Raw genomic sequence first — 25748 nt, forward strand, 5'->3', positions numbered from 1 at the left:
TTTTACCTGTGCAGAGCTAAATACTTTCCTAGCCTTTATTTCGATTAACGTTCTGCTGGAGGTAAAAAAGTGCTTACCTACGGTTCTGGTAAAATCGAACAGATACCCTAAAATCTGTTGCTTTAGTATTTAGAAGAAATGGAGTTAGTTGACTTGTTGAATCTGACATGGTTTTAGTTGGGTTGTTTCTGGAATGGCTCAATTTATTTGCGAATCACAGTTGTAAAATCTCAGATTGTAGTTGTAAGAAATTTGGCACAATTTATTTAAAATGGAAAAGGGTACAATTGTTTGGGTTATTGGTCGTTTAGAGGCTCCTGCTGGGGGAGAACGATTGCTTTTGGAAGGAGCAAAATACTACAGGGAGCAAGGGTACGATGTGCACATAATTACTTGGCATTTTAATGAGGCTGCTCTTTATGATGGTAGCTATGAGTGTAAAAATATTCATATAATTGGAAAGACGGATACACCACGCAATAAGGTATTTAAACGTGCTGCGGAACGTTTAATGGGCGTTTTTAGTTTGATTAAGCTAATTCGTCTATTGAAACCAAAGTTCATGATAGCACAGGGCGATTATGATGTTGCTTTGGTTTATTTTGCATCTATATTTACTAGCACTCCTTATGCATACTTAGTTTTTGGCCAAATGTATCAATATCCGAAAGATATTGCTAAGTATTCATTAATGTTTCGTCGTCATTTGAAAGGTATTGTAACCTCATACAAGGGGTATAGTTCAACTATTCCTCTTAAACGACCTAAGTCCTCGCTTTTAAATGTAATTACAAGTGAGATAATTTGTGTTGTGAGGTATTTTGCTGCACGAAAGGCTTTTGTGCGAGTTGTATTTTCGGAGCAGGTAAAAAAAGAGGTTAAGTTAGTTTACGGCAAGGATGCAATAATAGCCAAGGGAGCCTTCAATTCAGATATCTTTAGTTATATTCCAAATATTGCGAAAGCAAAGGAGGAACTTGGAATTGCGTTTGATCAAAAAGTAGTTTTATCGGCCAGCACGTTAAATGTGAAAAAGCGCATTGATCTTATACTTCAATCTTTTTCTTTAATAAAGACGCCCAACTGCAGGTTGATTATTGCGGGTAAGGGGCCAGAGGAAGCAGCCTTGCAGAGTTTAACCGTTAAGCTTGGTTTAGAGAGTAGGGTTCAGTTTATTGGATTTATTCCTGAGAAAGATCTTTTTAAGGTAAAGTCGATGTGTGATGTTTTTATCAGCCTCGATGTTGCTGATTTTGATATTTCGCCACTAGAGGCATTAGCGTTGGACACAAGGATGGTTTGCACTTCAGACCTAGAACTTGACACCAACCTCAAAACCCATAGTGGAATATTTATTTCTGCTTCCGATTCTGAGGTTGATGTTGCTGATTCCATTGATTTAGCGCTCAACTATAAAAAGATTGATGATCGAGATAAACTTAAGCAGTACACTTGGTCTCACTATTTCGACGTTATACTGACCAACTTTAAACGCTGAGGATTGTGTTTAAGCTATTTTTGAAAGACAGCTTTGCCTATTTTGTAACAAAGGCCTTAGTTTCACTAACTTGGGTGGCCATAGTTTTTGTTTTTACTAAATTTTTAACCCCTGAAGAGTATAGCAGTTACTCAGTGGTTATGATTTTTTGTCAGCTAATTAGCGTTAGTGTAAATTCTTGGATTGCTGCGGGATTATTACGGTACTATCCCACCTATGAAACCCAAAGAGAGTCGTTTACGCAAACAGTTAAATTTCTTAGTCTAGTTAGCCTAGGCTTAGTGTTTTTGTCCACCTTAGTAGGACTGTTGTTACTGGTTAAATTCCATATTGTATCTAACTCTAAATACCTTTTGATTATTGCCGTAGCCCTTACGGTAATGATGTCAGTATATCAGTTAATAGTAACCAAGTTTCGGATTCAACGGAAGTTGAAAATGGTATTCTCGATAAATGCAGCCCAACCCATTCTCGGCTTTGCGTTGGCCTGCATGTTTTTATGGCTTGATAGTGGCGTGGTTGGTATCTTTTTAGGCTATCTGCTATCGTATAGTATCTTTATTTTTTTGATTGATTTTTCTAGAAATGGTAGCTTATTTAACTATAACAAGGCTATAGCTAGTAAGATACTTAGTTATGGAATTCCCATTTTCTTTATTAACCTTTTCATGCAGCTACTGATGTATAGCGATCAATTTATCTTGAAGTTTTATGGGCTTCACTATGAGGCAGGTTTGTATGCAGCCAACTACTCAATTGCTGAAAAGTCGATATATTCAATATCTGTAGTTATTTCCTCTGCACTGGTTCCTATAATCTATTCGGCGTGGGAGCGGGGTGAAGAGGCAACGGTTATCCGTCTTGTTAAAAAGGTGTTTTTCCTTTTTGTTGTAGGGGCTCTCCCCTTGCTAATTATCTTTATTTTGTTTCACTACAATTTATCGTCCCTTATTGTGGGCAAAGCGTTTGTTTCTGGGCACGTTATTGTTCCCTATGTTTCATTGGGAGCATTTTTTCTGGGCTGCTCCAATATTATTTCGGAGATGCTTACCATAAAGGAAAAAACTAAGCTGTTGATGATCTGCTATCTGATAGCTGCACTTTTTAATATTATTTTTAATTTTATTTTCATTCCTTGGTATGGGATGATTGGAGCTTCGATTGTTACCATGTGTTCATATCTGATACTCCTTATTGCAACCACCTATCAGGTTAATCGACAAATCCCTCTTTCGCATTTTTTTAAAACAAATATCAATGGAAAAGACAGTCGCTAGAATTTTAATTGTTCTTTATATTTTCTTTGCTGGGTGGACGGGTTCCTTTGTATTTGGACGGTATTTTACCATAGCAAATATACTATTGCTACCTATTTTGGTCTTTCTACTTTACTCGTGGTTCAAGGAAAGATATTCGGTCAAACAATTGTTTCGGGAGGATTTTTTTCTTCTACTCTTAGTCTTGTTTGTGGGAGTTGCAGCATTGGCTCATTATAATGGGCATTCATTAAATTATATTGTTGCCTATGGTTTCGTATTTATTGCCGGCTTTCTACTTCTAAAATTATTTTTTCTTAGGTATTCCACCCATAAATTGCTACTAAATACGCTAAGCATTGCAGTAATATTTCATTCGCTCTTTATTTTGGTTGAGTTTTTCAGCCAAACTATTTTTGGGATAGATATTCAGGAGTATATGTTTAAGATTTTTCCACATGATGCATTTTATTTTGGATATCCCCGATGCTATGGTTTAACCGAAGAACCAACCTATGTGGCTCACTATCTGACTACTTTTGTTCCTCTAGTTTTTTATCATCTACATAAAACTCGGTTGTGGATACCCGTTAAGATAGTTATTTACACCATTGTGATGGTTAGTTTTTTTCTTACCTTTTCCACCGCAGGTTTTGCTATTGCAATAATTGGCGCAGTTTTGGCTGTTGGACTTTATACCTTAACTAATATCTCCTTTCTTCGGAAGAATTGGATTTGGATTACACTTCTATTATTGGTTATTTTCTCAATGATATTCATTGTTCTTACAAAGGATATACCATTCATTCAACCGTTGCTTCAAAAATTTTCTCAAACAGAAGTTGGTCTGGATGGTTCTCGATTAAATCGTTGGGCTACTGATTTTCCCTATTTGCTTTCCCATCCAATACTTGGCGTTGGTCCAGGTTTTTTTGCTAGCCAAGGGTTAACTAGCTCTGTCAACTGGTATCTGTTTCTGGCTATTGAGGCTGGTTTGCTATCGTTGTTTTCTCTATTTGTTTTCCTTGGGTTTTATCTGTTTCGAGTCATAAAAATAGATTCTCCTTATCGTTTTGTTTACCTTTACGGCTTTTTAAACACCTTCATATATCTCTTTACCTGTTCTACCTTTTATCACCCTTACCCTTGGCTTTTGTTGATAATGTTTGCCGTTTGTGTTCGGGAGGTAAAAACCATTTAATTTGTTGTTTTTTATGATTTACATTGTTCTCTATTATAAGAAATTGATTCGAAATAATTCTATCCAATAGCACGATGAAGAAACATATTATTATTTGTACAAATATTCTTTGGTCTATTCCTACATTCCGAAAATATCTGATAAAAGCATTAATTGAAAAGGGATATCGTGTTTCTGTTGTTGGATCGGACGAGAACTTTTCTGATTCCACAATTTCAAAGTTGGATGAGTTAGATGTAGTAACTCACATAGTGCCTATTGACAGATCTAGCGGAAATCCATTTACAAATCTGAAATATATATACTCCTTAAGACGCGTTTTTAAAGTATATAAACCCGACCTGGTCTTGTTTTACTCTGTAAAGCCAAACATCTTTGGTTCCTTTATTTGCGGAGTAATGAATATTCCGTTTGTCAATACCATTAATGGGTTAGGTTCAGGTCTTATTAATAACAATATTACTTCTTTCTTTGTAAAAACGTTATACCGTTTGGCTTTGAAAAAAAGTGAAATGGTTCTTTTCCAGAATAATGATGACCTTGCTTTCTTTATCAAGCACAAATTAGTGCCAGTTTCAATTACAGGGTATGTTCCCGGTTCTGGAATCGATACCGATGAATACTGCATTCCGACTAAAGTATTTACCAAGAAAAGAACATTTTTGCTCGTTGGTAGGCTACTAAAGGATAAGGGGGTTTATGAGTATATTGAGGCAATTAAAGAGTTGAAAAAAGACAATATAACCGATGTTGAGTTCTTACTGGGCGGAATTATTGATCCATATAACCCAACTGCTGTTCCGCAGAAAGAAATTGAACTATGGGAGCAGTTAGGCCTTATTCGATACCTCGGGAAAACTGATAATATTGAAACCTTCTTTGATTTAGCAGATTTTATCGTTTGTCCTAGCTATAGGGAAGGTTTGTCGCGGCTTCTTATAGAAGCTGCAAGTTGTCGCAAAGCCATAATAACGACTAACGTTCCTGGTTGTAGGGACATTGTTGAAGAAAACGTAAATGGTTTTCTATGTGAACATCGAAACAGTAAGAGCCTTAAGGAGGTTATTCTAAAAGGGATAAATACTTCGAATGCTGACTTGGAGAGGTTTGGTGATAATAGCCGTGAAATCGTTAAGTCAAAATTTAATGAATCAATTGTTAATAAGGTTTATTTGGATATTATAGAAGAGAGTCTGCCTTAAAACTAGAAGTAACCTCTGTTACCCCAATTTGCCGAATACGATTTGGGGTTTATATTTTAATTCTGAGAATACAGTCGTTGTTATGATATAGCCAAGAGTATACTAGATTATATCTTAATGTATTTTCTGGTTTATGGCACTATTTAGTTTTTGTAATACTATCTGAACTGCTTTTTACCTACTTTTGCACTGGATATGCAAACTTTTATAGTGGCATAGATATGGTAAGTAAACCGAGTTCTTAATTTAGCGTGTAGACTAATGAGCATATTTTCAAATCATTCGTTTTTTGACAGAAATAAATTTATGTCAAAAATTCTTTTGCTGGATTATTATGTTTTTTATTTAGTCTTATTCTCATTGCCATTTGGAATGAATGTATTTATTCCAATCCTCTTTGCATGGTTATGTCTTGTTGCTATTAGTTATTTCGTTAAAAGAGATTACTCTACCAATAGGTTTAGAGGACTACTTCTTTTACCTGCTCTATTTTATCTCTTTCACTTGTTAGGTGTTGCTTTGTCCTCGGATATAGAGGGAGGCCTCTTTGATTTTCAGATAAAACTTTCGCTGCTTTTGTTACCACTACTTTATCCGTTTCATCGTGAAATATACAAAAAGAGTAGGGCTAGTTTCTTTTGGTCTTTTGTATTTGGATGTGCCGCTGCATCCCTTTATTTTATAGGTTACGCAGTCTATCAGACTTCTACCTTTGTTAATGGAGTGTGGGTTTTTAATCCTACTCCTGAAAAAGGAATGAATAGCCATTTTTTTGGCTCAACTTTTTCCTACCTAATTCATCCCTCTTATTTATCCCTTTACTTCTTGGTTGCTTTTTTAATTATTGGTGTTGAATTAAATCGATGGTGGAGAAAAGGTTTTGCAATTAGAACAGTAGTGATTCTCACTGCCACTCTTTTGATGACTTCACTATTCATGTTGCAGAGTCGAGCGGGGATACTTGGATTTGGTTTGTTGGCTTTTGTATGGCTTATTTACCTTGTTTTGGCCAAGCGACGTTATCTGTTGGGGTTGGGAGTCCTAGTTGCGCTACTTGTTCTTTCATTTTTTGTTGTTACAAGGCTCGATCGGATTTCAAAAACAGCAAAGTCATTAGAGAAGACAGCACAAGTTGGTATTAAGAATCAAAATAAGGAGGATGGTACAACAGTTCGTTTATGGATATGGAAATCGGCATTCTCAGTGATTCACGATCATCCTGTGTGGGGCATTGGTACCGGGGATATCCGTGATGAAATGCACAAGCAGTACGAGAGTAGAGGTATGGCTATTTCCGCGCAATACAGGCACAATGCCCACAACCAATACCTTGAAACATGGCTTGGTGTTGGTATATTTGGGTTGTTAGCATTGTTGGCTATGCTTTTTGTGCCATTATGGATTGGGATTAAGAAACGTGATTGGCTTTTGGTCGGTTTTATTTGCCTTTGCAGCACCAGCTTTATGTTCGAGAGTATGCTTAACTCGGTTGTTGGGGTTGGTTTCTTTGCTATTTTCTATACGGTATTGGTTTCGAGAAAAGCGGAAACTAATGTGCCAATGAGTTAATTTGAAGATTTGAGAATTTGAAAATATAATTAAGGCACAGCAGATCGATCAACTGCCTGCTCGTTCAAGGAGGTGTGCCGACAGATTTTGCAGATAATAAAATGGACAATATGCCAATTCGATAATGAGTTAATGTGCCAATGTTCCAATATGCTAATGAGTTAATTTGAAGATTTGAGAATTTGAAAATAAAATTCAAGGCACAGCAGATCGATCAACTGCCAGCTCGTTCAAGGAGGTGTGCCGACAGATTTTGCAGATAATAAAATGGACAATATGCCAATTCGATAAGGAGAAAATGTGCCAATATGCCAATATGCCAATGGGCTTATAAAAAGTCGGAAGTCGGAAGTCGGAAGACAGAAGTCGGAAGACAGAAGACAGAAGACTGAAGACTGAGGACTGAGGACTGAAGACTGAAGACCGAAGACTGGAGACTGAATACTGACGACTACCAACTGACGTATCTCCTGTAATCGTTGGAGAAATAATATTGTTAATCGAAAGCATAAATTGTAAAGCGATCCTGATGGGTCGCTTTCTTTCTTTATAACATACAGATTTAGGCCATCATAATCGCATCGGCTGACGCAAAAATTGCTTAACGAATTCTAATTGCAGTGATATTTTAGCCGAATTGCTTCAATTGTGTAGTTATTTAAGCTACTTTCGTTGTGCCAAACCAGAAAATATATGTTTGAATCAATCTCTAATTTTGTTGAGAATCGGCTTCGAAGTGCTGCGCAACTTTTTGTGCCTTCTTGGGTAATCCTAAACCTCGATATTATAATTAGCGTTGTTGGTATATTTATTACCTACCTGCTGCGTTTCAATTTCTCCATTCCCGTTGCAATTGTCGATACCCTCACCGTATCGATCGTGATATACTTAGTTGTACGAGTTGGCGCATTTCTAAGTTTAGGAACCTACCGGATGTATATTCGGTATACCAGCATTAAGGATCTTATTCGGGTTGTTTTTACCATTTTTCTCGGAAACGTTTTTTTTACTATTTTAAATTTTGGCTACTATAAGTTATCCGGGATTTTAATGGTTCCGCTTTCAATTATCATTATCGACTTCTTTATAACCTCCTATCTACTTATTGCCTTTCGAATATTTGCGAAATATACTATTCATGGGGTTACACAAGGTGGCAATCGAGCTTCAATTAATGTTTTGGTGTATGGCCGAGAGCATTTTTCGGTTTCTGTAAAACGAGCGCTGGAGTCAGACCAAGATTTACCCTATAAGGTAATAGGGTTTATGGATCATAATACCAAAGCTTTACACAAAACCATCGAGGGGCTTTCCATTTTTCCTTTAGAGGAGTTGGATCGGGTTATTTCCGATTACGATGTGAGGCAGTTAATATTTGCCGATGCTAAAATTCCGGCTGAGCAAAAGAATATTGTAGTCCAAATGTGCTTGAATCGTGGGGTAAAGGTAAAAAGTCTTAAGAACTTTACTGAACTTACCGAGGGTAGCGCAACGGTGCTCAAGGTGGATGAGATTCGGATTGAGGATCTGCTGGAGCGGGAACCAATTCTACTCGATGCTAATAAGATTTCGAGTTCGCTAAAGGGTAAGAATATCCTTGTAACGGGTGCTGCGGGTTCCATTGGTAGTGAGATTGTTCGTCAGGTGTTCTCCTACTACCCTGGGAAACTTATTCTACTAGATCAGGCAGAAACACCGCTTTACTTCGTGGAGTTGGAGATGCTAGGGAAATTCCCCGATCGAAAGGATCAAATTGAAGTTGTGATTGGGGATATTGCTGATCCGTTGCGCATGCGGAAGATTTTTGAGGCATTCAAGATTGATGTTATTTTCCATGCTGCAGCGTATAAGCATGTGCCGCTAATGGAGAATAATCCTAGGGAAGCAATTAAGAATAATGTTTTTGGAACAAAAAATTTGGCCGATTTGGCGGTCGAGTTTGGTGTCGAGAAATTTGTTATGATCTCGACCGATAAGGCGGTAAACCCAACAAACGTTATGGGTGCAACCAAGCGGATGGCTGAAATCTATACCCAATCGTTCGGTGGATTTGCTCGCACGCAGTTTATCACTACCCGTTTTGGGAATGTACTTGGCTCAAATGGATCAGTTATTCCATTGTTTAAGAAACAGATCGATCAAGGTGGCCCGTTGACGGTAACCCATCCTGAGGTTACTCGGTTTTTCATGACTATTCCCGAGGCTTGTCAGCTTGTGCTTGAGGCCAGCGTTATGGGTCATGGAGGTGAGATTTTTATCTTCGACATGGGCAAGAGTGTAAAGATTGTCGACTTGGCTAAGAATATGATTCGGTTGTCGGGGCATAAGGTTGGGACGGATATGCAGATTGTATTTACAGGTCTGCGACCGGGTGAGAAACTCTATGAGGAGTTGCTTAATACTGGCGAGAATACCTTGCCAACCTATCATCCCAAGATAATGACAGCTAGCATTGTAAAGATGCCACATGACTTAATTCAGCAGTACATGGACGAGATTTCGACTGGTCTGGATGAGGATTTGGACAACTTTTGGCTCGTTACTAAGATGAAAGTGGTAGTGCCCGAATATGTGAGTCAAAACTCTATATATTCCACGCTCGATAAGAAGTAAGATTTTAAATCTTACGAAGGCTTTTTTATATGCCTTCGTAAAGGTTGTCTCTGACAAAGTTTATATTGAAAAGATCAATTACTTCCCCAGTATTGAGAGACTAAGTGCAGTGAGTTAAGGTGTCTTTTTGTGGATGTCCTCCGAAATTTTATAACTGCATAACGTCGCAGCGACTAGAAAATAAGATAAGTGAATGACCAATCCTAGTGTGTCTTTTCTCGACCTTAATGTGATCGTTAATCAAATCAGATACTATTGTAATAAGAGTTGTAACCTGACTTGCAAGTGAAATTGCTGAAGAATACAAATAAAAAAAGCGGGCTAAGCCCGCTTTTTTTAATATTGCTTTTGCCCTATTAAAGTTATTATTGTTCTTTTGTATTGCCATAAAAGAGATAATATAAACCCGAGTAGTGCAAAGGAAAGTCCCCATGATTTCACATACTTAGTCCAAGGGTTTACTGCTTTTGACAGCGGTGTAAAGTCTTGAATGATTGTCAATGGATCGGGATCTACGATTAATGATTTCTCAAGTTTTTGTTTTTGAGACACCAGTTTAATAATGTCAGGATAAATTAGTTTAATTTCCTTTTCATTGAGCAATACCATTTGGCCATTCCCTGACTTTTGCATCAGGTTATTTCGATAGGATTTCTGGAGGCTATCTAAATTTTTTAGTTCTCTATCCATTGAACTGATCATGATGGCAGTCTGTTCTTTACGAACTTCATTGTTTTTTGCGATATATGGATTCTTCCATATGTATTTTTGCAAACCATCTCTCAGATCTGAAAAAACATCCTCGTTAAAAACCTCTACTTTTACGAATACCATATTCCTAACAATTCGTTGAGAGGTATCTTTGGCGTTATAGGTCTCTAAATAGTCGATGTAATCGGCAATGGAGTCTCTGTTTATATCAATGCCATAGTAGGCTTTAATGAGCTTAATTTGCGCTGCCTGCCGTGGCGATGTTTCAAGGTAGCGAGCTAGCATTTCGAAGTTATTGTTAATGCACAAATCGTTGAGCTGATTTATTGCGTCCACCACAATATTATTTTCGGTGGAGTTGCATTTGGCAACCATATTCGATGTGTAGAATCGGTTTGTGTTGAAGAATAGCAGTAAACCAATACTCACACCAATGCAGGTAAATGTCAAAATCCAGAGGCTTTTTCTGATGAGCAGCAGGAAAAATTGATAAATTAGGTTAATCCCCCAATTAATTCCTTTCTGGATGGACTTCCCCATTCGATTAAATAGATCGAGCAGGTCAATCTCTTCGTTATGTTTCTGATTTTCCATTTAGCTTAGTTTTGTACAAATGTATAAAAACTCTTTCAATGTACGTTCGTTATTCTGAAATGTCAATTACGTATAATCTTAATTATACAAAAAAAAGGCCGCCTTGTAGGGCGGCCTCTATTCTAAACTATCTTGATTATGATAGGAAGCTGAGCAAGATACCTGCGGCAACTGCACTACCAATAACTCCGGCTACATTTGGACCCATGGCGTGCATCAGCAAATAGTTGGTCTTATCATATTCCTGACCAACAATATGCGAAACGCGTGCACTATCGGGAACTGCCGAAACACCGGCGTTTCCAATGAGCGGATTAATCTTATTTCCCTCTTTCAAGAATAGGTTGAAGGCCTTAACAAAGAGCACTCCACCTGTGGTTGCAATAATGAAAGAGGCCGCTCCAATAGCAAATATACCAAGGCTACTACCGGTAAGGAACGTAGTGGCTTGCGTAGAAGCACCCACAGTTATCCCCAGAAGGATGGTAACAATATCGATGAGCGGGCCCTTAGCTGTATCGGCCAAACGCTTAGTTACGGTACTTTCCTTTAGTAAGTTACCGAAGAATAGCATTCCAAGAAGTGGCATGCCTGAAGGAACCAAGAAGGTGGTGAGCAACAGACCAACAATAGGGAAGAGGATTTTTTCCAACTTCGAAACCTGGCGAGGTGCTTTCATCCGAATTAGGCGCTCCTTTTTGTTGGTGAGCAACTTCATGATGGGAGGCTGAATCACCGGAACTAAGGCCATGTAGGAGTATGCCGATATGGCAATGGCTCCCATAAGACTTGGTGCTAATCGTGATGAAAGGAATATAGCAGTTGGACCATCGGCACCGCCGATAATTCCAATTGCACCAGCTTCTTCCGGCGAAAAACCCATTGCTAGAGCCGCCATGTATGCACCAAAAATACCGAGTTGAGCCGCTGCTCCAATAAGCATCAGCTTCGGGTTCGATATTAGCGCACTAAAATCGGTCATAGCTCCAATACCAAGGAATATCAGAGGCGGATAAATCCCCTTTGTTACTCCAAAGTAAAGGTAGTTCATTACACTGCCCGATTCGTAGATACCCACCTGCATGCCTGGGTAGAAGGGAACGTTTCCTATGATAATCCCAAATCCGATAGGAATAAGTAGGAGTGGTTCATACTCCTTTGCAATGGCCAAGTAGATAAAGAGTAATCCTACAAGTATCATGGCAACATGCCCTAACGTAAAGTTAGAGAATGAGGTATATGCCAAGAATTGTTCCAGATTATCCTTTAAGAAGGTGAAAAAGTTAGTTGAGTTTTCCATGGCTATTACCCGATAATAATGAGAACATCACCTTCGAGAACGGATCCACCTTTGCTTACCTTAATTTCCTTAATGGTTCCCTCTTTATCGGAGTCGATATTGTTTTCCATTTTCATGGCCTCAAGTAAAAGCAATTTCTGTCCCATTTTAATATAGTCGCCCTCTTTTACATAGAGATCGAGGATAACCCCAGGAAGTGGCGATTTAATCGCTCCGGCAGTTGCAACGCCTGGGCTTTGGGTTCTTGCCAACGAGGGATGAGCATCGGTGGAGGGAACAGCTGCAGGGCGAACCAACTTAGGGGTTTTTACCTGTTTTAGTTCCTTATCGACTTCAACCTTATATGGTGTTCCGTTAACTTCGAGATCGGCGATATTGCCTTCTACGTTATTGATGTTAACGTTATATTCGCTTCCGTTGATTTTAAATTTGAATTCTTTCATGACCTGCTAGCGATTAAATTCTGGTTTGCGGGTTTGTAATGGTGGCATTTGTCTTAAACCGTATATTTTTGAACTCCAAGGCGAGTAGGTCTTGGTGACACGGTTTATGGTAAGGATAGTCGACTCTTGGTCGTGCAGTTCTGTTTCGTATAAGTAGAGGGCTGCCGAAATAGCCGCAATTACATCACCCGAAATCTCTGCCTCTTGTATCTCCTTTTGGGTAACCTCTGAAGTTCCAGAAGACTTTTTCACCTGAGCTGTCATATTGGCTTTCCCAATAAACTTAAAGAATAGATAGAGCAGCATTAAGGCTGTAAACACCACAGACATAGCTGATATAGCCATTCCTATGCCGATAGGGTCTGCAGCCGCAAACCGAGTACCAGGAGAGACCATCTCTTCGGTTATGTTTGTGGCCATTGGTGTTGTCTTATCTAATTTCCCAATTACAACATCCCCATCGGCTATTCGTCCAAAAGAAATATCTCCTGTTTGTTGGGGAATGCTCATGCTATCGATTAGCGTTCTCCCATCACCATCAAAAAGGGCGATAAACTTTGAGGTCGAATCCATCTTGAAGTTGAGATGGAATGTTCCATGCGTAGTTTTACCATCAGCAAAAAAAATGGTAAACGAACGGGTCTCAACCACAGTATTTTGATCCTTTGTTGGAATCCTATACTTCGTGGGATTACTCATGTCGTCGGTGAAGTAGCAACCGGCTACGTTTACCTTATTGTAAGCTGTATTGAACAGCTCTACCCAGGCACTACGGCTTCCAAAGTTATCAACATAGCTTGAGTTGTTGATTAGGAGCACTTCATTAATTCGAAGGTCTCTTGCACTTTGAGCAAATCCTGCATAGGTTAAGGTGAACAATCCCAGAGTAAATGCAAGTTTTTTAACTAATTTCATACTGCTTTACATTAGGGATTAAAGTGGCAAGTTAGAGTGCTTCTTAGGAGGATTGACATCCTTTTTAGTAGCAAGCGCTTGTAACGCTCTGATAATTCTAAAGCGGGTAGCGCGGGGTTCAATTACATCGTCGATGTAGCCAAACTTTGCTGCAACAAATGGGTTGGCGAATTTTTCACGGTATTCCTGCTCTTTTTCGATAAGCAGTGCCACCTTTGCTTTTTCATCGTCAATGTTGCTTAACTCGCGGCTAAGAAGTACTTCAATGGCACCCTTTGGACCCATAACTGCAATTTCGCCGCTTGGCCAAGAGTAGTTAATATCGCCGCGAAGGTGTTTCGAACTCATTACATCGTATGCTCCACCGTACGCCTTACGCAGGATAATGGTGATCTTAGGAACGGTAGCTTCGCCATAGGCAAAGAGCAACTTAGCTCCATGGATAATAATTCCGCCATATTCTTGTGCGGTTCCAGGTAGGAATCCAGGAACATCCACCAAAGTAACGATTGGAATATTAAAGGCATCGCAGAAGCGAACAAATCGAGCCGCTTTTCTGGATGAGTTGATATCGAGCACACCGGCCATATACTTAGGCTGGTTGGCTACCATTCCTACACTCACGCCGTTGAAACGGGCAAAACCCACTACAATGTTGGGAGCATAATCGCGGTGAACTTGGAGAAACTCGGCATTATCAACGATGGAGTGAATTACGTCCAAAACGTCGTAAGGCTTGTTTGTATTATCGGGGATAATTTCGTTGAGTGCGTCATCCAACCTATCAATTGGATCGGTGCAAGGGATAATAGGAGCCTCCTCAAGGTTATTCTGGGGAAGGTAACTAAGCAGTTTGCGAAGAATTAGAATTCCCTCTTCCTCGTTTTCGGCAACAAAGTGGGCAACGCCCGATTTGGTTGCGTGAACAGATGCTCCACCCAGTTGCTCTTGGGTAACATCTTCACCGGTAACAGTTTTAACAACCTTTGGACCAGTCACAAACATGTAGCTGGTGTCCTTAGTCATCATAATAAAGTCGGTAAGGGCTGGGGAGTAAACTGCACCACCAGCACACGGTCCAAAAATGGCTGAAATTTGAGGAATAACTCCAGAAGCCATGATGTTACGTTGGAAAATTTCGGCGTATCCACCTAAACTCTTTACGCCTTCTTGGATACGTGCTCCACCTGAGTCGTTAATTCCAATCAAAGGTGCACCAACCTTCATGGCCATATCCATTACCTTACAGATTTTGGCAGCGAACATTTCGGATAGCGAGCCACCAAAAACGGTAAAATCTTGGGAAAACACATAAACCAAACGTCCGTCGATGGTACCGTAACCGGTAACAACACCGTCGGCAAGGTAGCTTTCCTTCTCTAATCCAAAGTCGATACAGCGGTGCGATACAAACATATCGAACTCTTCGAAACTGCCCTCGTCGAGGAGCATATCGAGGCGCTCACGGGCCGTGAATTTGCCTTTTTTGTGTTGGGCTTCAATTCTTTTCTCTCCACCACCGAGCTTTGCCTGCTCCCGTAGCTTGATTAATTCTTTAATTTTGTCCTGGTTGGTGCTCATACCTAAGGATGTTTAGTTTATGTTGAAGTTGTTGAAGTAGAACGGTAATTATTTCTTGTTTTTGTCTTCGCAAAGTTCGGTAAGAACTCCAAAGGTCGATTTGGGGTGGAGAAAGGCGATAGATAAACCTTCTGCTCCTTTTCGTGGGGCTTTGTCGATTAGCTGAACGCCGTTGCTTTCGGCATCGACAAGTGCTTGCTCAATATCTTGAACAGCAAATGCCATGTGGTGAATACCTTCGCCCTTTTTCTCTATAAATTTACCAATAGGTCCTTCGGGATCGGTCGATTCAAGTAGCTCAATTTTGGTTTGACCCACCATGAAAAAAGCGGTCTTAACCTTTTGATCGGCTACGACTTCGAGATTGTAGCATTTTAATCCTAAAACGTTTTCCCAGTAAGGAATCGCTTGTTCGAGGCTCTTTACGGCGATGCCGATGTGCTCGATATGGGTTGGTTGCATAAATTTGGGGTTTAGATTATTTTACAAAAGTAACTCTATCTATCGTTTACATCCCTAAAAAAAATATGTTTTATCACACCTTTAAACCTTGTTATACAACATCTAATCACCCTCGTGTAGACAAATCTAGTACATAAGATTCGAACTTACTTAATTTCGTTATTTTTGCACTCGTGCTTCTAATGCCGCTCGAAACTTAAACCAGATCCCATGAACACCTATTTTTACCATCAAAAGCTTTTGTTTTTTCGAATCGGTTTGGTGATGCTTTTCTTTTCTTTGACAAGGTTACTGTTTTATACATTTAACTATCATGGGTTCGATATTGAAAATTTCTGGAATGTCGTAGGACTGCATATGGCTGGTTTGCGGTTCGACCTGTCGGCGATTATTTATTTGAACCTGTTGCTGATTCTGATGCACATTGTGCCTGGTACATTTAAGGATAATCGATGGTATCAACTTTTTATTCGATTATATTTTGTGGCAGTAAACGGAGCAGCATTGGCAACAAACTTTGTCGATGTAAAATTCTATGACTTTGAACATAAACGTCTTACTGCCGATATGTTTTCGTCCGTTTGGCTTGGGGAAGATTTTTCGAACATGCTACCCCAGTTCTTGCATGACTATTGGTATCTGTTTCTTCTATGGGTAATTACCGTAGGAGGGCTTTGGTTTTTATACCCAAAGGCTAATCCAAACAAGAGTAATCAATTGAAACGTTTTTCTTTTAAATATTGGGCATTACAGTTTGTGGCCGCCATTGTAATTCTTTGCTTAACGGTGGTTGGTGGACGAGGAGGTTTGCAAATGAAGCCGCTTCGAATAATTACTGCAACTACCTATACTTCTGCCCAAAATGCAGCATTGGTGTTGAATTCTCCCTTTACAATACTTAAAACGCTTAATAGTAAGGAAATTAGTGGGAAGAAATACTTTTCAACATCCAATGAATTATTAGCCCATTTTGATCATCGAATCCAACCCGACACTCTGTCGTTGGCACGATGGGATAGGCCCAATGTTGTGGTAATAATTCTTGAAAGTTTTTCGAGCGAGTATACTGGCTTTTTTGGTGGTGGAAAATCGTATACTCCTTTTCTTGATTCATTGGCTGCGCAGAGTTGGTCGTTTCAAAATGCTTATGCAAACGGAAAACGATCGATTGAAGCCATGCCTTCCATTTTAGCCTCGTTACCGGCCCTTACCGACGATGCCTTTATAACTACCCGCTACGGTTCCAACCGAATAAACAGTTTGCCAAGCCTTTTGAGCGAAATGGGCTATTCTTCCTCGTTCTTCCACGGTGGGCATAACGGAACGATGGGTTTCGATAGTTTTGCAGGTGCTGCAGGTATTCGGCAATACTATGGAAAAAACGAGTATAAAGGTCCCGCTGCCGAGGATGGGGGATGGGGTATTTACGACGAGGAGTTTTTACAGTTTTTTGCTGAAAAACTATCTACGTTCCAGCAGCCTTTTTTCTCTGCTGTATTCACGCTGTCGTCTCACCACCCATACACAATTCCGAGCCGATACTTAGGCAAATTTCCCGAAGGAGAATTGCCTATCCTAAAAACCATTGGTTACGCCGATTTTGCTCTCAGACGGTTTTTTGAGCAAGCCAAGAAACAGGCATGGTATAGTCATACTCTCTTTGTTCTTACAGCCGACCATTGTGCTCAGCCTATGGGGGCATATTTTGCCAACAAGGTGGGTAATTATGATGTTCCACTGATATTTTACTATCCGGGTGATTCCAATTTTAAAGGCATTAGCTATGATGTTGCACAGCAGGCTGATATTATGCCCACAGTTCTTAACCTAGTGGGGTATGCTAAGCCATTTGTGAGCTATGGAACATCCCTTTTTGATACAAAACATCCTCACTTTGCGGTTAACTATATGAGTGGTGTATACCAGCTCATTCAAGGTGATTTCTGTTTGCAATTTAATGGTGATAAGCCAATCTCCCTGTTCAATTATAAAAAGGATAGCTTATTGAAGACTAATCTTCTCTTACCAATGCAGGATACTGTCTCGAAAATGGAGTTGAAACTAAAGGCAATAATCCAAGGGTATGAGGAGGCGTTGGAGGGTAATTCGTTATATATTGAAGGCCGTAATTGAAAGTTCAAAACACATTTGGCGATTTAGTAATTTGAAAATACTGGCTCGAATGGGCGAGAGTTCATTTGCTAATTTGGTAGTATTACTAACTACCAATTAGCTAAAATGCCTCTCATATTCGTTGACTTCGTCTAACTTCTTCCAACTATTATTACTTCCTCCCTTTTACTGCTTCCTCCAAAACGTCCAGCATGTCGGTTCGAATGTTCATTTTTGCAAGCTTAGTATTTTCAGCATTGGGGAATACTCTGTTGGAGAGAAATACGAACACTAACTTAGTTTCCGGATCTACCCATACTAAGGTACCCGTAAAACCACTGTGACCATAGCTCGAGGGGGAAACAGTTAATCCAACTGGGCTGGGTTTACCGGGAATAGTCTCGGGCTTATCCCATCCCAATCCTCGTCTGTTTGATATCGAAAATGCCGAGGTGAAAAATTTTACCGTTTCGGGTTTGAAGTAGGTTTTTCCTCCGTAGCTACCATTTTGAAGAAATACCTGTAGCAATTTTCCCAAGTCGTTGGCATTGCTGAATATTCCGGCATTTCCGGCAACCCCGCCCAGTAATGCTGCTGTTTGGTCGTGTACAAATCCTCTAACAACTTGTTTTCGAAATAGGAAATCGTATTCCGTAGGCGCAATACTGTCGGGTGAAATACTCTCCGTAGGTTTATACATCGTGGTGCGCATGCCTAACGGACAATAGAACCTTGTTTGGGTTAGTGAATCCAACGGAGTTTTGGTAATGCTTTCAATTATTCGCTGTAGGTATATGAATCCATGGTCGCTGTAACGATATTGTATGTCTTTATACTGTAGAGTGCGGTCAATCTTTTTGTAGATACTATCCTTAAGTGATTTAATGGCATAAATATTTTGAGCAATTTGGTTGGGGTAATCTCTACCGTTGTGGTGACTAAAGATGGTCGGATTTAGTTGATAGTATAAGTTGATGTAGTTTCCTGAGGAAATACGCAATGGGAACGAATCGCTTGGCACTGTGCTATAGAGTTTGTCCTTTGGCCAAATAGCGGTTAGGTAATCGAGATGAAACGGTAAAAACTCTTTTAATCCACCTTGGTGGGTAAGCAGTTGCCAAGTGTAAATGTTCTTTTTTGAGTTGTTTCGTGGAAATGAAATGAACTTTCCCAAGGAATCGGTAATGCTTAACTTCTTGGATTCAAAGAGTTGCATTACTATAGGCAGGGTCGCCACTACTTTCGTTACTGAAGCTACATCATATACAGTACCTGATGAAACGTTTTGATCGTTACTGTTGTAGGTTTGCTTTCCGTAACCCTTATTTAAAAAGATTTTGCCATCCACAGCGGCATATACTTGACATCCAGGTGTTGCTCCTTGAAGAATTGCAAAATTTGCAATGGAATCTATCTTGGCCATTGCTACTTTTGAAATCCCAATCTCTTCGGGCATTACGTAGCTTAGCCGAAGTCCACCTTCGGTTGTAAGGCCATTTCCTCCCGGAAAATTTATACCGGCCGATACTGGTAGCATGCCTTTGGCTCCGATCGCTCCAAAAAGAATTTGAGCAGTCATCTCTTGAACTTCTGTGCTATTGTCGTATCCCACAACTATAGAGGCAGGCAAATCTACCAACGGGAATTTTTCAAGAGCATAGGGAGATCCAAAGAGGCAAAGAACCACTTTTTTTTGGGTGGAGGTCTCCGATATGAAATCGGTCATTTCGTGGCGAATTCCGAAGTTGAATTGTGGTCGTGCATCAAGGTTATGATAGCCAAATACAATCAGGTTATGCGGTTGGAGTAACCTCTTCAGTGAGTCAATTTGATTATTGGTGGCTTCGCGCGGTAGGGAATAGTGATGAATGCTTGCGTAGTTATTGAGCATTCCTAAAAATGGAGTTCCCATTCCGGAATCAAGTTCAACATAGGCAATGGAAAGGGTATCGAGTTGTTGAAACGGGATCAGATCGTAATCGTTTCGGACAACTGTGATCGCTTCGCGGCATAGCCGCCGTTTAAGAACTAAGTATTTAGTGTCGTTTAAATCGTTGATTATATTGGTGGTATCGATGGGCGTATATTTTGATAGCCCTGCAAAATATTTTGCAGTAAGCACTTTTCTACACTTAGCTTCAATTTCCTCATGGGGAATTCTCCCACGGTGAACATACCGTGCAATTTTCTGGATACTTTCACCAATTTCATTGGGGTAAACTAGTATATCATTCCCAGCCATAAGGGCCAATGCGTTCACTCTGCTCGGTTTTCGGTAGTTGCTTACGCCCTTCATGTTCATGGCGTCGGTAAAGATGAGCCCCTTAAATCCTAGCGTTTTCTGGAGTAGGTCGATAACTACCTCGTCTGAAAGAGAGGTGGGTAAAGTACTTGAATGGGTTAAGGATGGCACCATGAGGTGGCCAACCATCACCGAAGAAATTCCGGCATCGAATAACTTTCGGAAGGGGTAAAGTTCTAAGCTATCGAGTCTATCCTTTTCAAAAAGAACAGAGGGCAGTGTCTCGTGCGAGTCTTTATCGGTATCGCCATGGCCTGGGAAGTGTTTTGCACATGCAAGAATACCATTTTCCTGTAAGCCAAGCATGTATGCAATTGCTTTATTGCTTGTGTTTTGTCTGTTTTCGCCAAATGAGCGCGTATTGATTACGGGATTATTTGGATTGTTGTTAACATCGGCCACAGGAGCAAAATTAATATGCACACCAAGTCGCTTGAGTTGCCTTGCAATTTCTCCTCCCATTTCAAAAACGAGGCTGTCGTTCTGCAGCGCTCCAAGCATCATCTGACGTGGAAAGCGAATAATGCTATCGAGGCGCATCGATGGGCCCCATTCGGCATCCATGCCAATCAACAAGGGCACATTGGAACTTTTTTGTAATCGGTTGGTTAACTGCACTTGACTCTTTGGACCACCTTGAAAAAAAATGACCCCACCTATATGGTACTTATTCACGAGTTGTAACAATTGGGCAGTGTTATCTTGACTCTTCGAAGAGTACCCGGCAACCATAAATAGTTGGGCTATTTTCTCCTCTAAGGTAAGTTTGGCCATAACGGAATCTACCCAGGGGATATTTTGTTTTTCCTGAAACGATATTTTATACTTAATTGGATTGTCAACTTTGGCAGAGCAGGTAATTGAAACGGCAGTGAGGAGGGAAAGTAGAAATGCTGTATTGAACATAATGCGAATGCTTGAGAGATGAATTCCGTCACAAAGATAGAGATTCAATGGCGGATTGCACTTTATTAATTTGAAGTTCTTTTCCTAATTGATCAAGCGTATACTTTTGGAAAGTATTGACTCAGATTGGTGCCGTTTTAGTCGTTTCTGCTTCTATCAATGAACAAATACATTTAGGACTTGGGAGCTTCTTCATGTTCGAATTCCTCATAGCATATTTCTAACCTCAGCAAACAACCTTCATCCTTCTATTCAGATAAAAAGCAGCAAGGATTCGTCTTGCTGCTTTTATTCTCCCTTATAAAATCTATTTACATTTCCAATATTGTGCCAGCATAGCTAAGTCCTCCGCCAAAACCAAACAATAGAATTTTATCTCCCATTTTCACTTTTCCAGTGCGTATTCCTTGATAAAAGGCAAGTGGAATTGAGGCGGAGGAGGTGTTGCCAAACAGCTGAATGCTTTCCAACGTTTTTTCCCTGCCAATACCTATGTTACTTCCAATGGCCTCAATAATTCGCATGTTTGCACTATGGGGAATAAACCAATCTATCTCTTCGATAGTAAGGTTGTTTATAACCAAAAGCTCTTTAATCTTCTCTGAGATAGTTGTTACCGCCCATTTAAAAACGGCCTTTCCATTTTGAACTAACTTGCGACTATCGATGACATGTTCTCCATTAATTATGTTGGAGAGGTGTGTCATATAAAGGTCTTTCCCACCTTCGCCATTGGTGCCTGTAATGCCTCTATAAAATTTTCCATTGGTGCCGTTCTCAACTATTGCTACCCCGGCTCCATCACCAAACAGAATACAAGAAGTACGATCGGTGAAATCGGTTATCTTTGTTAAGGTTTCACCTCCAAAGACTAGGATCTTTTTACACATACCCGAGTCTATGAAACTCTGCGCCATGATCAATCCGTAAACCCATCCGGCACTAGCAGCCGAAATGTCTATTGCCCCCGCATTTTTAAGACCCAGCTGATGTGTAACCTGACTGGCAACGCTTGGGAATATCTGATCAGGTGTTATGGTGGCAACAATAACAAAATCAATATCGGCTAGCGATCCACTGTTCTCTTTTTCGAGCAGGCGAGCTGCTGCCACGCAGAGATCGGAGGTAAATTCAGTTTCTGATGCGTAATGTCTTTCCTTTATACCAGTGCGAGATACAATCCACTCGTCGTTCGTTTCAATAGTTTTTTCGAAGTCTTGGTTAGTAACCAGTTTTGCAGGGGCATAGGCCGAAATTGCTGATATTTTTGCGTTCATGGTGACTCTTGTTTGTGGCATGTATAATTTTCGGGTTCAAATATAGTTTTAGTTTATTACTATGCTGATGGCAGATAATTAATGGATTATGAATAATTACTACAATAATGGTTACAGATTGTAAGTTGTTTAGCCAGCATGGGGTATTTGTTAACAACTCAATCGATTTCTAAAGTTACTATTTGATAGATTATTTTGTTCTCTAGGAATTAAAATGCATTTTAATGTTTTGAATAATAGATATATACGTTAAATTTTGTAGTGTGGGGTACTAATTTATTAGGAAATAGTGAAAACAAATTCTTATTTTCGGTGTCGATTTGTTCTGTTATTAAAAATTGTAAGCAAGTAAATTACCCAACAGAAGGAAAACCCTAAAAATCAATCCCCATGTTAAACATTGCGCTTTTTGGCCCTCCCGGTGCTGGTAAAGGAACCCAATCGGAATTCCTAATAAAAAAGTACAATCTCTTTTATATCTCTACCGGCGATTTACTTCGCAATGAGCTGGCCAACAAGACTAAACTCGGTCTTGATGCTGAGCATATTATTGCCTCCGGTGGGTTGGTGAGCGATGAAATTATCGTTCAGATTATTGAGAATACCATTACTGAAAATCCCAACGCCAATGGATTTCTCTTCGATGGTTTTCCTCGAACCAACATACAGGCTTACATTTTAGAAGGGTTGATGATAAAGCTTAATACTTCACTCAATCGTTTAATAAGCATTAAGTTGGATGAGGAAATTTCAGTTCAACGATTGCTAAATAGAGGTATTACTTCAGGACGCAGCGACGATAACGAGACAGTTGTTCGCACGCGATTAAGGGAGTATACGGAGAAAACATTGCCTGTTCTACAGTTTTACAAGGATAAAGGGGTTTACCTAGAGGTGGATGGTAGTCAAGAAATAGGCAAGGTAACCTCCGATATTGATGACATCATTCAATCGGAACTTTCGAAGAGTCTATTCAATATTGTTCTTTTTGGTTCGCCAGGATCGGGGCGTAGTACTCAAGGAAAAGCCATCGCCAAAGCATTTGGTTTAGAATATGTTTCTACCGGTGAAATGCTTAAGGAAGAGTTAAAAAATGATCCTGAAGTAACGCTCAAGTATTTGGAAATAATTGAGCGGGGCGAATTTGTTCCCGATGAGGTGGTTGTTCAGCTTATCGAGAAGAAATTGGCAAAGACAAAAAACGCTAAGGGCTTTTTGTTTAAAGGGTTTCCTCGAAACTTAGTTCAATCCTACATTTTAGATGGATTGCTTAAAAAGCATGGTTCTTCAGTATCTCAATGCATTGAACTGGATGTTCCGGTTCTCGAGGTTATTCGCCGAATTGACGAGCGAAGCCATTCCACAGCCGATGTGTCCTATTACACTACCACTTCAAAAATTGTGAAGCGGTTGCAAATATATGAGAACAAAACAATTCCAGTTATCGAAAAGTATAATCAACTCCATGAAGTCATTAAAGTGAATGGTGTTGGAACTTTAGAGGAGGTTTTTCAGCGTCTCTCGTTTGAAATCCAGAATGGAATTAAGAATATGCGATAGGCTTTTAAATACGCTTATTCGAAATGGTGGAATAAATAGATTTTTCTATCATCCTCTGATTTCAATGTTTGTATTGGATGAATAGGTTTGTGCTAATGAAAAATAGTTATCTTTGAATCTTAAGTTGTGTTTTACACCATCTTACTAGGATCGCTTAAGCCAGAGCAATCTTAATGTGTTTTAAATTTGCCGCAAGTATTTTTAAAATAATTGAGTCTACCTTTTGGTAAAAAGATGTGTGCATATGCGAGTACAGATTATTTTCATCTTTGTTTTTTTTATTTTAGCAGATAGTGTTTGGGCCCAAGTTGGTGCCATGCCGGAGGATAAGCGCAAAGCCGCCGTTGAACTTGTTTCTAAAGCTGAGGCTTTCAAAAATAGCGGCGATCTTAATCAAGCCGTAATGTTATACAATCAGGCGGCAAATACCTATCTTAACTATGGCCTCCAACAGCAAGCTATTGATCTATTTGAGTTAGCACTGAAATACAACCAACAGAGAGGGAATACTACGGGTGTAATTGTTTTGCTGAATCAATTGGGTATGTTGGCCTACGATCAGAATAGACCTGCCGATGCTGCTGTATACTTTTCAAAAGGAATCGATCTTGCTCGAAACACTACCCGGAAAGCAGAGGTGGTAGGCATGATGGTCAGTCTAGCGAACGTTCATCTCGATCTCAATAAGAATAATGAGGCGTTAAATTCCATTTCCGAAGCTACCACCATTGCTTCTTCCCTATACGATTTACGTCTTCTTCGTTCTTGTTACTCGGTATATAGTAAAGTTTACGACAAACTCGATAACAGGAAAAAATCGACTGAGTATTTCGAACTCTACTCGGCAATTACAAAAAAAATCCAGAAAGATGAAGTTGGACAAAAGGAACAAGAGGCAACCAAAAAGGTAGTATTGGCTAACTTGCAGGTTCAACAAGTGGTTGCAGAAAAAAAACTCACCGAAAAAGAGTTACTCGCGAACCAGAAGAGTCTCGAAAAGGCACAAGAGATTTCGAAGGAGATGCAACTTCAGATAGAGTTGCTCAATAAGGATAGGTTGCTTAAGGAATCAATTATTGCACAGCAGTTGCTGATGCGTCGAGTATACTTGGCTATTATTTTTGCCAGTTTGCTATTCACTGCGCTTATCTACTATTTTTACCGCGAAAAGAAGAAAGCCAACAAACTTTTGAAACAGCGAAATGAGGAGATTTTGCTGCAAAAGGGAGAGATAGAGCAGCAAGCTAAAGAGTTAGTCGTTATTAATGATCAAAAAACGAAGTTGTTTTCTATTATTGCCCACGACTTGCGAAGCCCGCTTAGTTCGCTCATTACTCTAATGAATGTCGCTAATGCTGGCATTATCTCCGATGAAGACTTTAAACATGCCATTAACGACCTAAGTGTGAATGTTACTCACACCGCTTCATTGCTCGAGAATCTGCTGAATTGGGCTCGGTGCCAAATGCAGCGGATAAACGTTAAGATGGTTGTGTTTGAGCTGTTCGAGATTGTCGATGACAAGGTAGCCTTGGTCATAGAACCTGCAAAAAACAAGGGAATTACAGTTGTAAATGAAGTCAATGCTAATGTAGAAGTCTATGCCGATACGGATATGATTTCGCTGGTTGTTCGTAACTTGGTGTCGAATGCCGTGAAGTTTTGTAGATCTGGCGATCGAATTTCTATTTCAACCAGTCCTTTGTTCGATGAAATTATTGTGGCGGTGAAGGATACGGGTGTTGGAATTGCACCCGAGGATATTGATAAAATATTCGGCGATCAAATATATACCACAAGAGGAACTTCCAACGAAATGGGTACCGGCTTAGGATTGGTTCTTTCCAAGGAGTTTGTCGAACTGAATGGTGGAAGAATATGGGTCGAAAGCGAATTGGATAAAGGAACAACCTTCTTCTTTACCCTAAAAGCAAAGCCTGAAAATGCCGATGGCAAATCGAATGCAGAGTCGATAGTTGGACAAGAACCTTCCTTGTCGTAAGGATTTGGCCTAAGGTCTTAGATCGATTGCTCTAAGAAGATTGATTAGTCTCGCAAATGCGCATGAGTTATTTCGAGATTTACCTTGGTGATTTACTAGGCAACTTGTACCTTTCCGCCGATAGATTACCCTGCAATATGGACTTACCATAAAAATCAAGTTTCCGTGGTGTCGTGTCCTAAACCTTACTTAAAAACAGCACCCATTTTCGATCAGGAATAGAGCTGGCTCTGCGTGCAGTTTT

17 protein-coding genes are annotated in these 25748 nt (G+C 39.9%); 9 read left to right on the forward strand and 8 right to left on the reverse strand.

All coding sequences use genetic code 11. The annotated features are described in order from the left end of the window. Window positions 1-271 precede the first annotated feature (271 nt). The 6 genes from BLS65_RS00920 to BLS65_RS00945 all read left to right on the forward strand — a co-directional run bounded on the left by BLS65_RS00920 (window position 272) and on the right by BLS65_RS00945 (window position 9339). The gene (locus BLS65_RS00920; protein ID WP_092434350.1) at window positions 272-1498 is read left to right on the forward strand and encodes a glycosyltransferase family 4 protein; all 1227 of its coding nucleotides are present in this window, start codon (window positions 272-274) and stop codon (window positions 1496-1498) included. 5 nt (window positions 1499-1503) lie between these two features. Then, entirely contained in the window at window positions 1504-2775 is a 1272-nt protein-coding gene (locus BLS65_RS00925; RefSeq protein WP_092434353.1) for a lipopolysaccharide biosynthesis protein, read from the forward strand. After that, the gene (locus BLS65_RS00930) at window positions 2756-3955 is read left to right on the forward strand and encodes an O-antigen ligase family protein (RefSeq protein WP_092434356.1); all 1200 of its coding nucleotides are present in this window, start codon (window positions 2756-2758) and stop codon (window positions 3953-3955) included. The genes BLS65_RS00925 and BLS65_RS00930 overlap by 20 nt, the downstream gene beginning before the upstream one ends. Window positions 3956-4029: 74 nt before the next feature. After that, window positions 4030-5157 (forward strand): glycosyltransferase family 4 protein, encoded by a 1128-nt coding sequence (locus BLS65_RS00935; protein ID WP_092434359.1) that lies wholly within the window; start codon window positions 4030-4032, stop codon window positions 5155-5157. Between the two features lie 306 nt (window positions 5158-5463). After that, window positions 5464-6726 carry an O-antigen ligase family protein gene (locus tag BLS65_RS00940; protein ID WP_170829954.1) on the forward strand — a complete coding sequence of 421 codons (1263 nt, stop codon included), beginning with the start codon at window positions 5464-5466 and terminating at the stop codon, window positions 6724-6726. Window positions 6727-7419: 693 nt separating this feature from the next. Beyond that, on the forward strand, window positions 7420-9339 hold the full coding sequence (locus tag BLS65_RS00945; protein ID WP_092434364.1) for a polysaccharide biosynthesis protein: 1920 nt from the start codon (window positions 7420-7422) through the stop codon (window positions 9337-9339). A gap of 336 nt (window positions 9340-9675) precedes the next feature. On the opposite strand, the gene BLS65_RS00950 is transcribed toward BLS65_RS00945, so the two are convergent. From BLS65_RS00950 to mce, 6 genes are all read right to left on the reverse strand, one after another. Beyond that, window positions 9676-10644 carry a hypothetical protein gene (locus tag BLS65_RS00950; RefSeq protein ID WP_092434367.1) on the reverse strand — a complete coding sequence of 323 codons (969 nt, stop codon included), beginning with the start codon at window positions 10642-10644 and terminating at the stop codon, window positions 9676-9678. Between the two features lie 136 nt (window positions 10645-10780). Beyond that, on the reverse strand, window positions 10781-11944 hold the full coding sequence (locus BLS65_RS00955) for a sodium ion-translocating decarboxylase subunit beta (protein ID WP_092434370.1): 1164 nt from the start codon (window positions 11942-11944) through the stop codon (window positions 10781-10783). A 5-nt stretch (window positions 11945-11949) separates the two neighbouring features. Continuing rightward, a complete protein-coding gene (locus tag BLS65_RS00960; RefSeq protein ID WP_092434373.1) occupies window positions 11950-12387 on the reverse strand; it encodes an acetyl-CoA carboxylase biotin carboxyl carrier protein in 438 nt (145 codons plus the stop codon). Between the two features lie 6 nt (window positions 12388-12393). Then, window positions 12394-13302 carry an OadG family transporter subunit gene (locus BLS65_RS00965; protein WP_092434376.1) on the reverse strand — a complete coding sequence of 303 codons (909 nt, stop codon included), beginning with the start codon at window positions 13300-13302 and terminating at the stop codon, window positions 12394-12396. A gap of 18 nt (window positions 13303-13320) precedes the next feature. Beyond that, complete coding sequence (locus tag BLS65_RS00970; protein ID WP_092434379.1) at window positions 13321-14883, reverse strand: acyl-CoA carboxylase subunit beta; 1563 nt, start codon at window positions 14881-14883, stop codon at window positions 13321-13323. A 48-nt stretch (window positions 14884-14931) separates the two neighbouring features. After that, window positions 14932-15345, reverse strand: a complete 414-nt coding sequence (mce, locus tag BLS65_RS00975; protein WP_092434382.1) for a methylmalonyl-CoA epimerase — start codon at window positions 15343-15345, stop codon at window positions 14932-14934. Between the two features lie 210 nt (window positions 15346-15555). Here mce and BLS65_RS00980 point away from each other — a divergent pair, with 210 nt between their 5' ends. Beyond that, entirely contained in the window at window positions 15556-17478 is a 1923-nt protein-coding gene (locus tag BLS65_RS00980) for an LTA synthase family protein (protein WP_092434385.1), read from the forward strand. A 151-nt stretch (window positions 17479-17629) separates the two neighbouring features. Here the strand turns inward: BLS65_RS00980 and BLS65_RS00985 are convergent, their stop codons facing one another. Together BLS65_RS00985 and BLS65_RS00990 are read right to left on the reverse strand one after the other, a co-directional pair. Beyond that, a complete protein-coding gene (locus BLS65_RS00985) occupies window positions 17630-20665 on the reverse strand; it encodes a serine hydrolase domain-containing protein (protein WP_092434387.1) in 3036 nt (1011 codons plus the stop codon). A gap of 311 nt (window positions 20666-20976) precedes the next feature. Continuing rightward, window positions 20977-21942: a ketoacyl-ACP synthase III gene (locus tag BLS65_RS00990; RefSeq protein ID WP_092434390.1), complete on the reverse strand. Its 966-nt coding sequence runs from the start codon at window positions 21940-21942 to the stop codon at window positions 20977-20979. A 390-nt stretch (window positions 21943-22332) separates the two neighbouring features. On the opposite strand from BLS65_RS00990, the gene BLS65_RS00995 reads away from it, so the two are divergent. Further along, the gene (locus tag BLS65_RS00995; protein WP_092434393.1) at window positions 22333-23502 is read left to right on the forward strand and encodes an adenylate kinase; all 1170 of its coding nucleotides are present in this window, start codon (window positions 22333-22335) and stop codon (window positions 23500-23502) included. A gap of 244 nt (window positions 23503-23746) precedes the next feature. Further along, complete coding sequence (locus tag BLS65_RS01000) at window positions 23747-25504, forward strand: tetratricopeptide repeat-containing sensor histidine kinase (RefSeq protein ID WP_092434395.1); 1758 nt, start codon at window positions 23747-23749, stop codon at window positions 25502-25504. Window positions 25505-25748: the final 244 nt, after the last annotated feature.

Source organism: Williamwhitmania taraxaci, assembly GCF_900096565.1.
In the GTDB taxonomy this organism is placed as follows: domain Bacteria; phylum Bacteroidota; class Bacteroidia; order Bacteroidales; family Williamwhitmaniaceae; genus Williamwhitmania; species Williamwhitmania taraxaci.

Excerpts from the sequence above, each read along its gene's own strand:
- BLS65_RS00935 (WP_092434359.1), top strand. The coding sequence starts at position 4,030 with ATGAAGAAACATATTATTATTTGTACAAATATTCTTTGGTCTATTCCT.
- BLS65_RS00960 (WP_092434373.1), bottom strand. The coding sequence starts at position 12,387 with ATGAAAGAATTCAAATTTAAAATCAACGGAAGCGAATATAACGTTAAC.
- BLS65_RS00940 (WP_170829954.1), top strand. The coding sequence starts at position 5,464 with ATGTCAAAAATTCTTTTGCTGGATTATTATGTTTTTTATTTAGTCTTA.
- BLS65_RS00980 (WP_092434385.1), top strand. The coding sequence starts at position 15,556 with ATGAACACCTATTTTTACCATCAAAAGCTTTTGTTTTTTCGAATCGGT.
- BLS65_RS00970 (WP_092434379.1), bottom strand. The coding sequence starts at position 14,883 with ATGAGCACCAACCAGGACAAAATTAAAGAATTAATCAAGCTACGGGAG.
- mce (WP_092434382.1), bottom strand. The coding sequence starts at position 15,345 with ATGCAACCAACCCATATCGAGCACATCGGCATCGCCGTAAAGAGCCTC.
- BLS65_RS00965 (WP_092434376.1), bottom strand. The coding sequence starts at position 13,302 with ATGAAATTAGTTAAAAAACTTGCATTTACTCTGGGATTGTTCACCTTA.
- BLS65_RS00995 (WP_092434393.1), top strand. The coding sequence starts at position 22,333 with ATGTTAAACATTGCGCTTTTTGGCCCTCCCGGTGCTGGTAAAGGAACC.
- BLS65_RS00955 (WP_092434370.1), bottom strand. The coding sequence starts at position 11,944 with ATGGAAAACTCAACTAACTTTTTCACCTTCTTAAAGGATAATCTGGAA.
- BLS65_RS00950 (WP_092434367.1), bottom strand. The coding sequence starts at position 10,644 with ATGGAAAATCAGAAACATAACGAAGAGATTGACCTGCTCGATCTATTT.
- BLS65_RS00985 (WP_092434387.1), bottom strand. The coding sequence starts at position 20,665 with ATGTTCAATACAGCATTTCTACTTTCCCTCCTCACTGCCGTTTCAATT.
- BLS65_RS00945 (WP_092434364.1), top strand. The coding sequence starts at position 7,420 with ATGTTTGAATCAATCTCTAATTTTGTTGAGAATCGGCTTCGAAGTGCT.
- BLS65_RS00930 (WP_092434356.1), top strand. The coding sequence starts at position 2,756 with ATGGAAAAGACAGTCGCTAGAATTTTAATTGTTCTTTATATTTTCTTT.
- BLS65_RS00920 (WP_092434350.1), top strand. The coding sequence starts at position 272 with ATGGAAAAGGGTACAATTGTTTGGGTTATTGGTCGTTTAGAGGCTCCT.
- BLS65_RS00990 (WP_092434390.1), bottom strand. The coding sequence starts at position 21,942 with ATGAACGCAAAAATATCAGCAATTTCGGCCTATGCCCCTGCAAAACTG.
- BLS65_RS01000 (WP_092434395.1), top strand. The coding sequence starts at position 23,747 with ATGCGAGTACAGATTATTTTCATCTTTGTTTTTTTTATTTTAGCAGAT.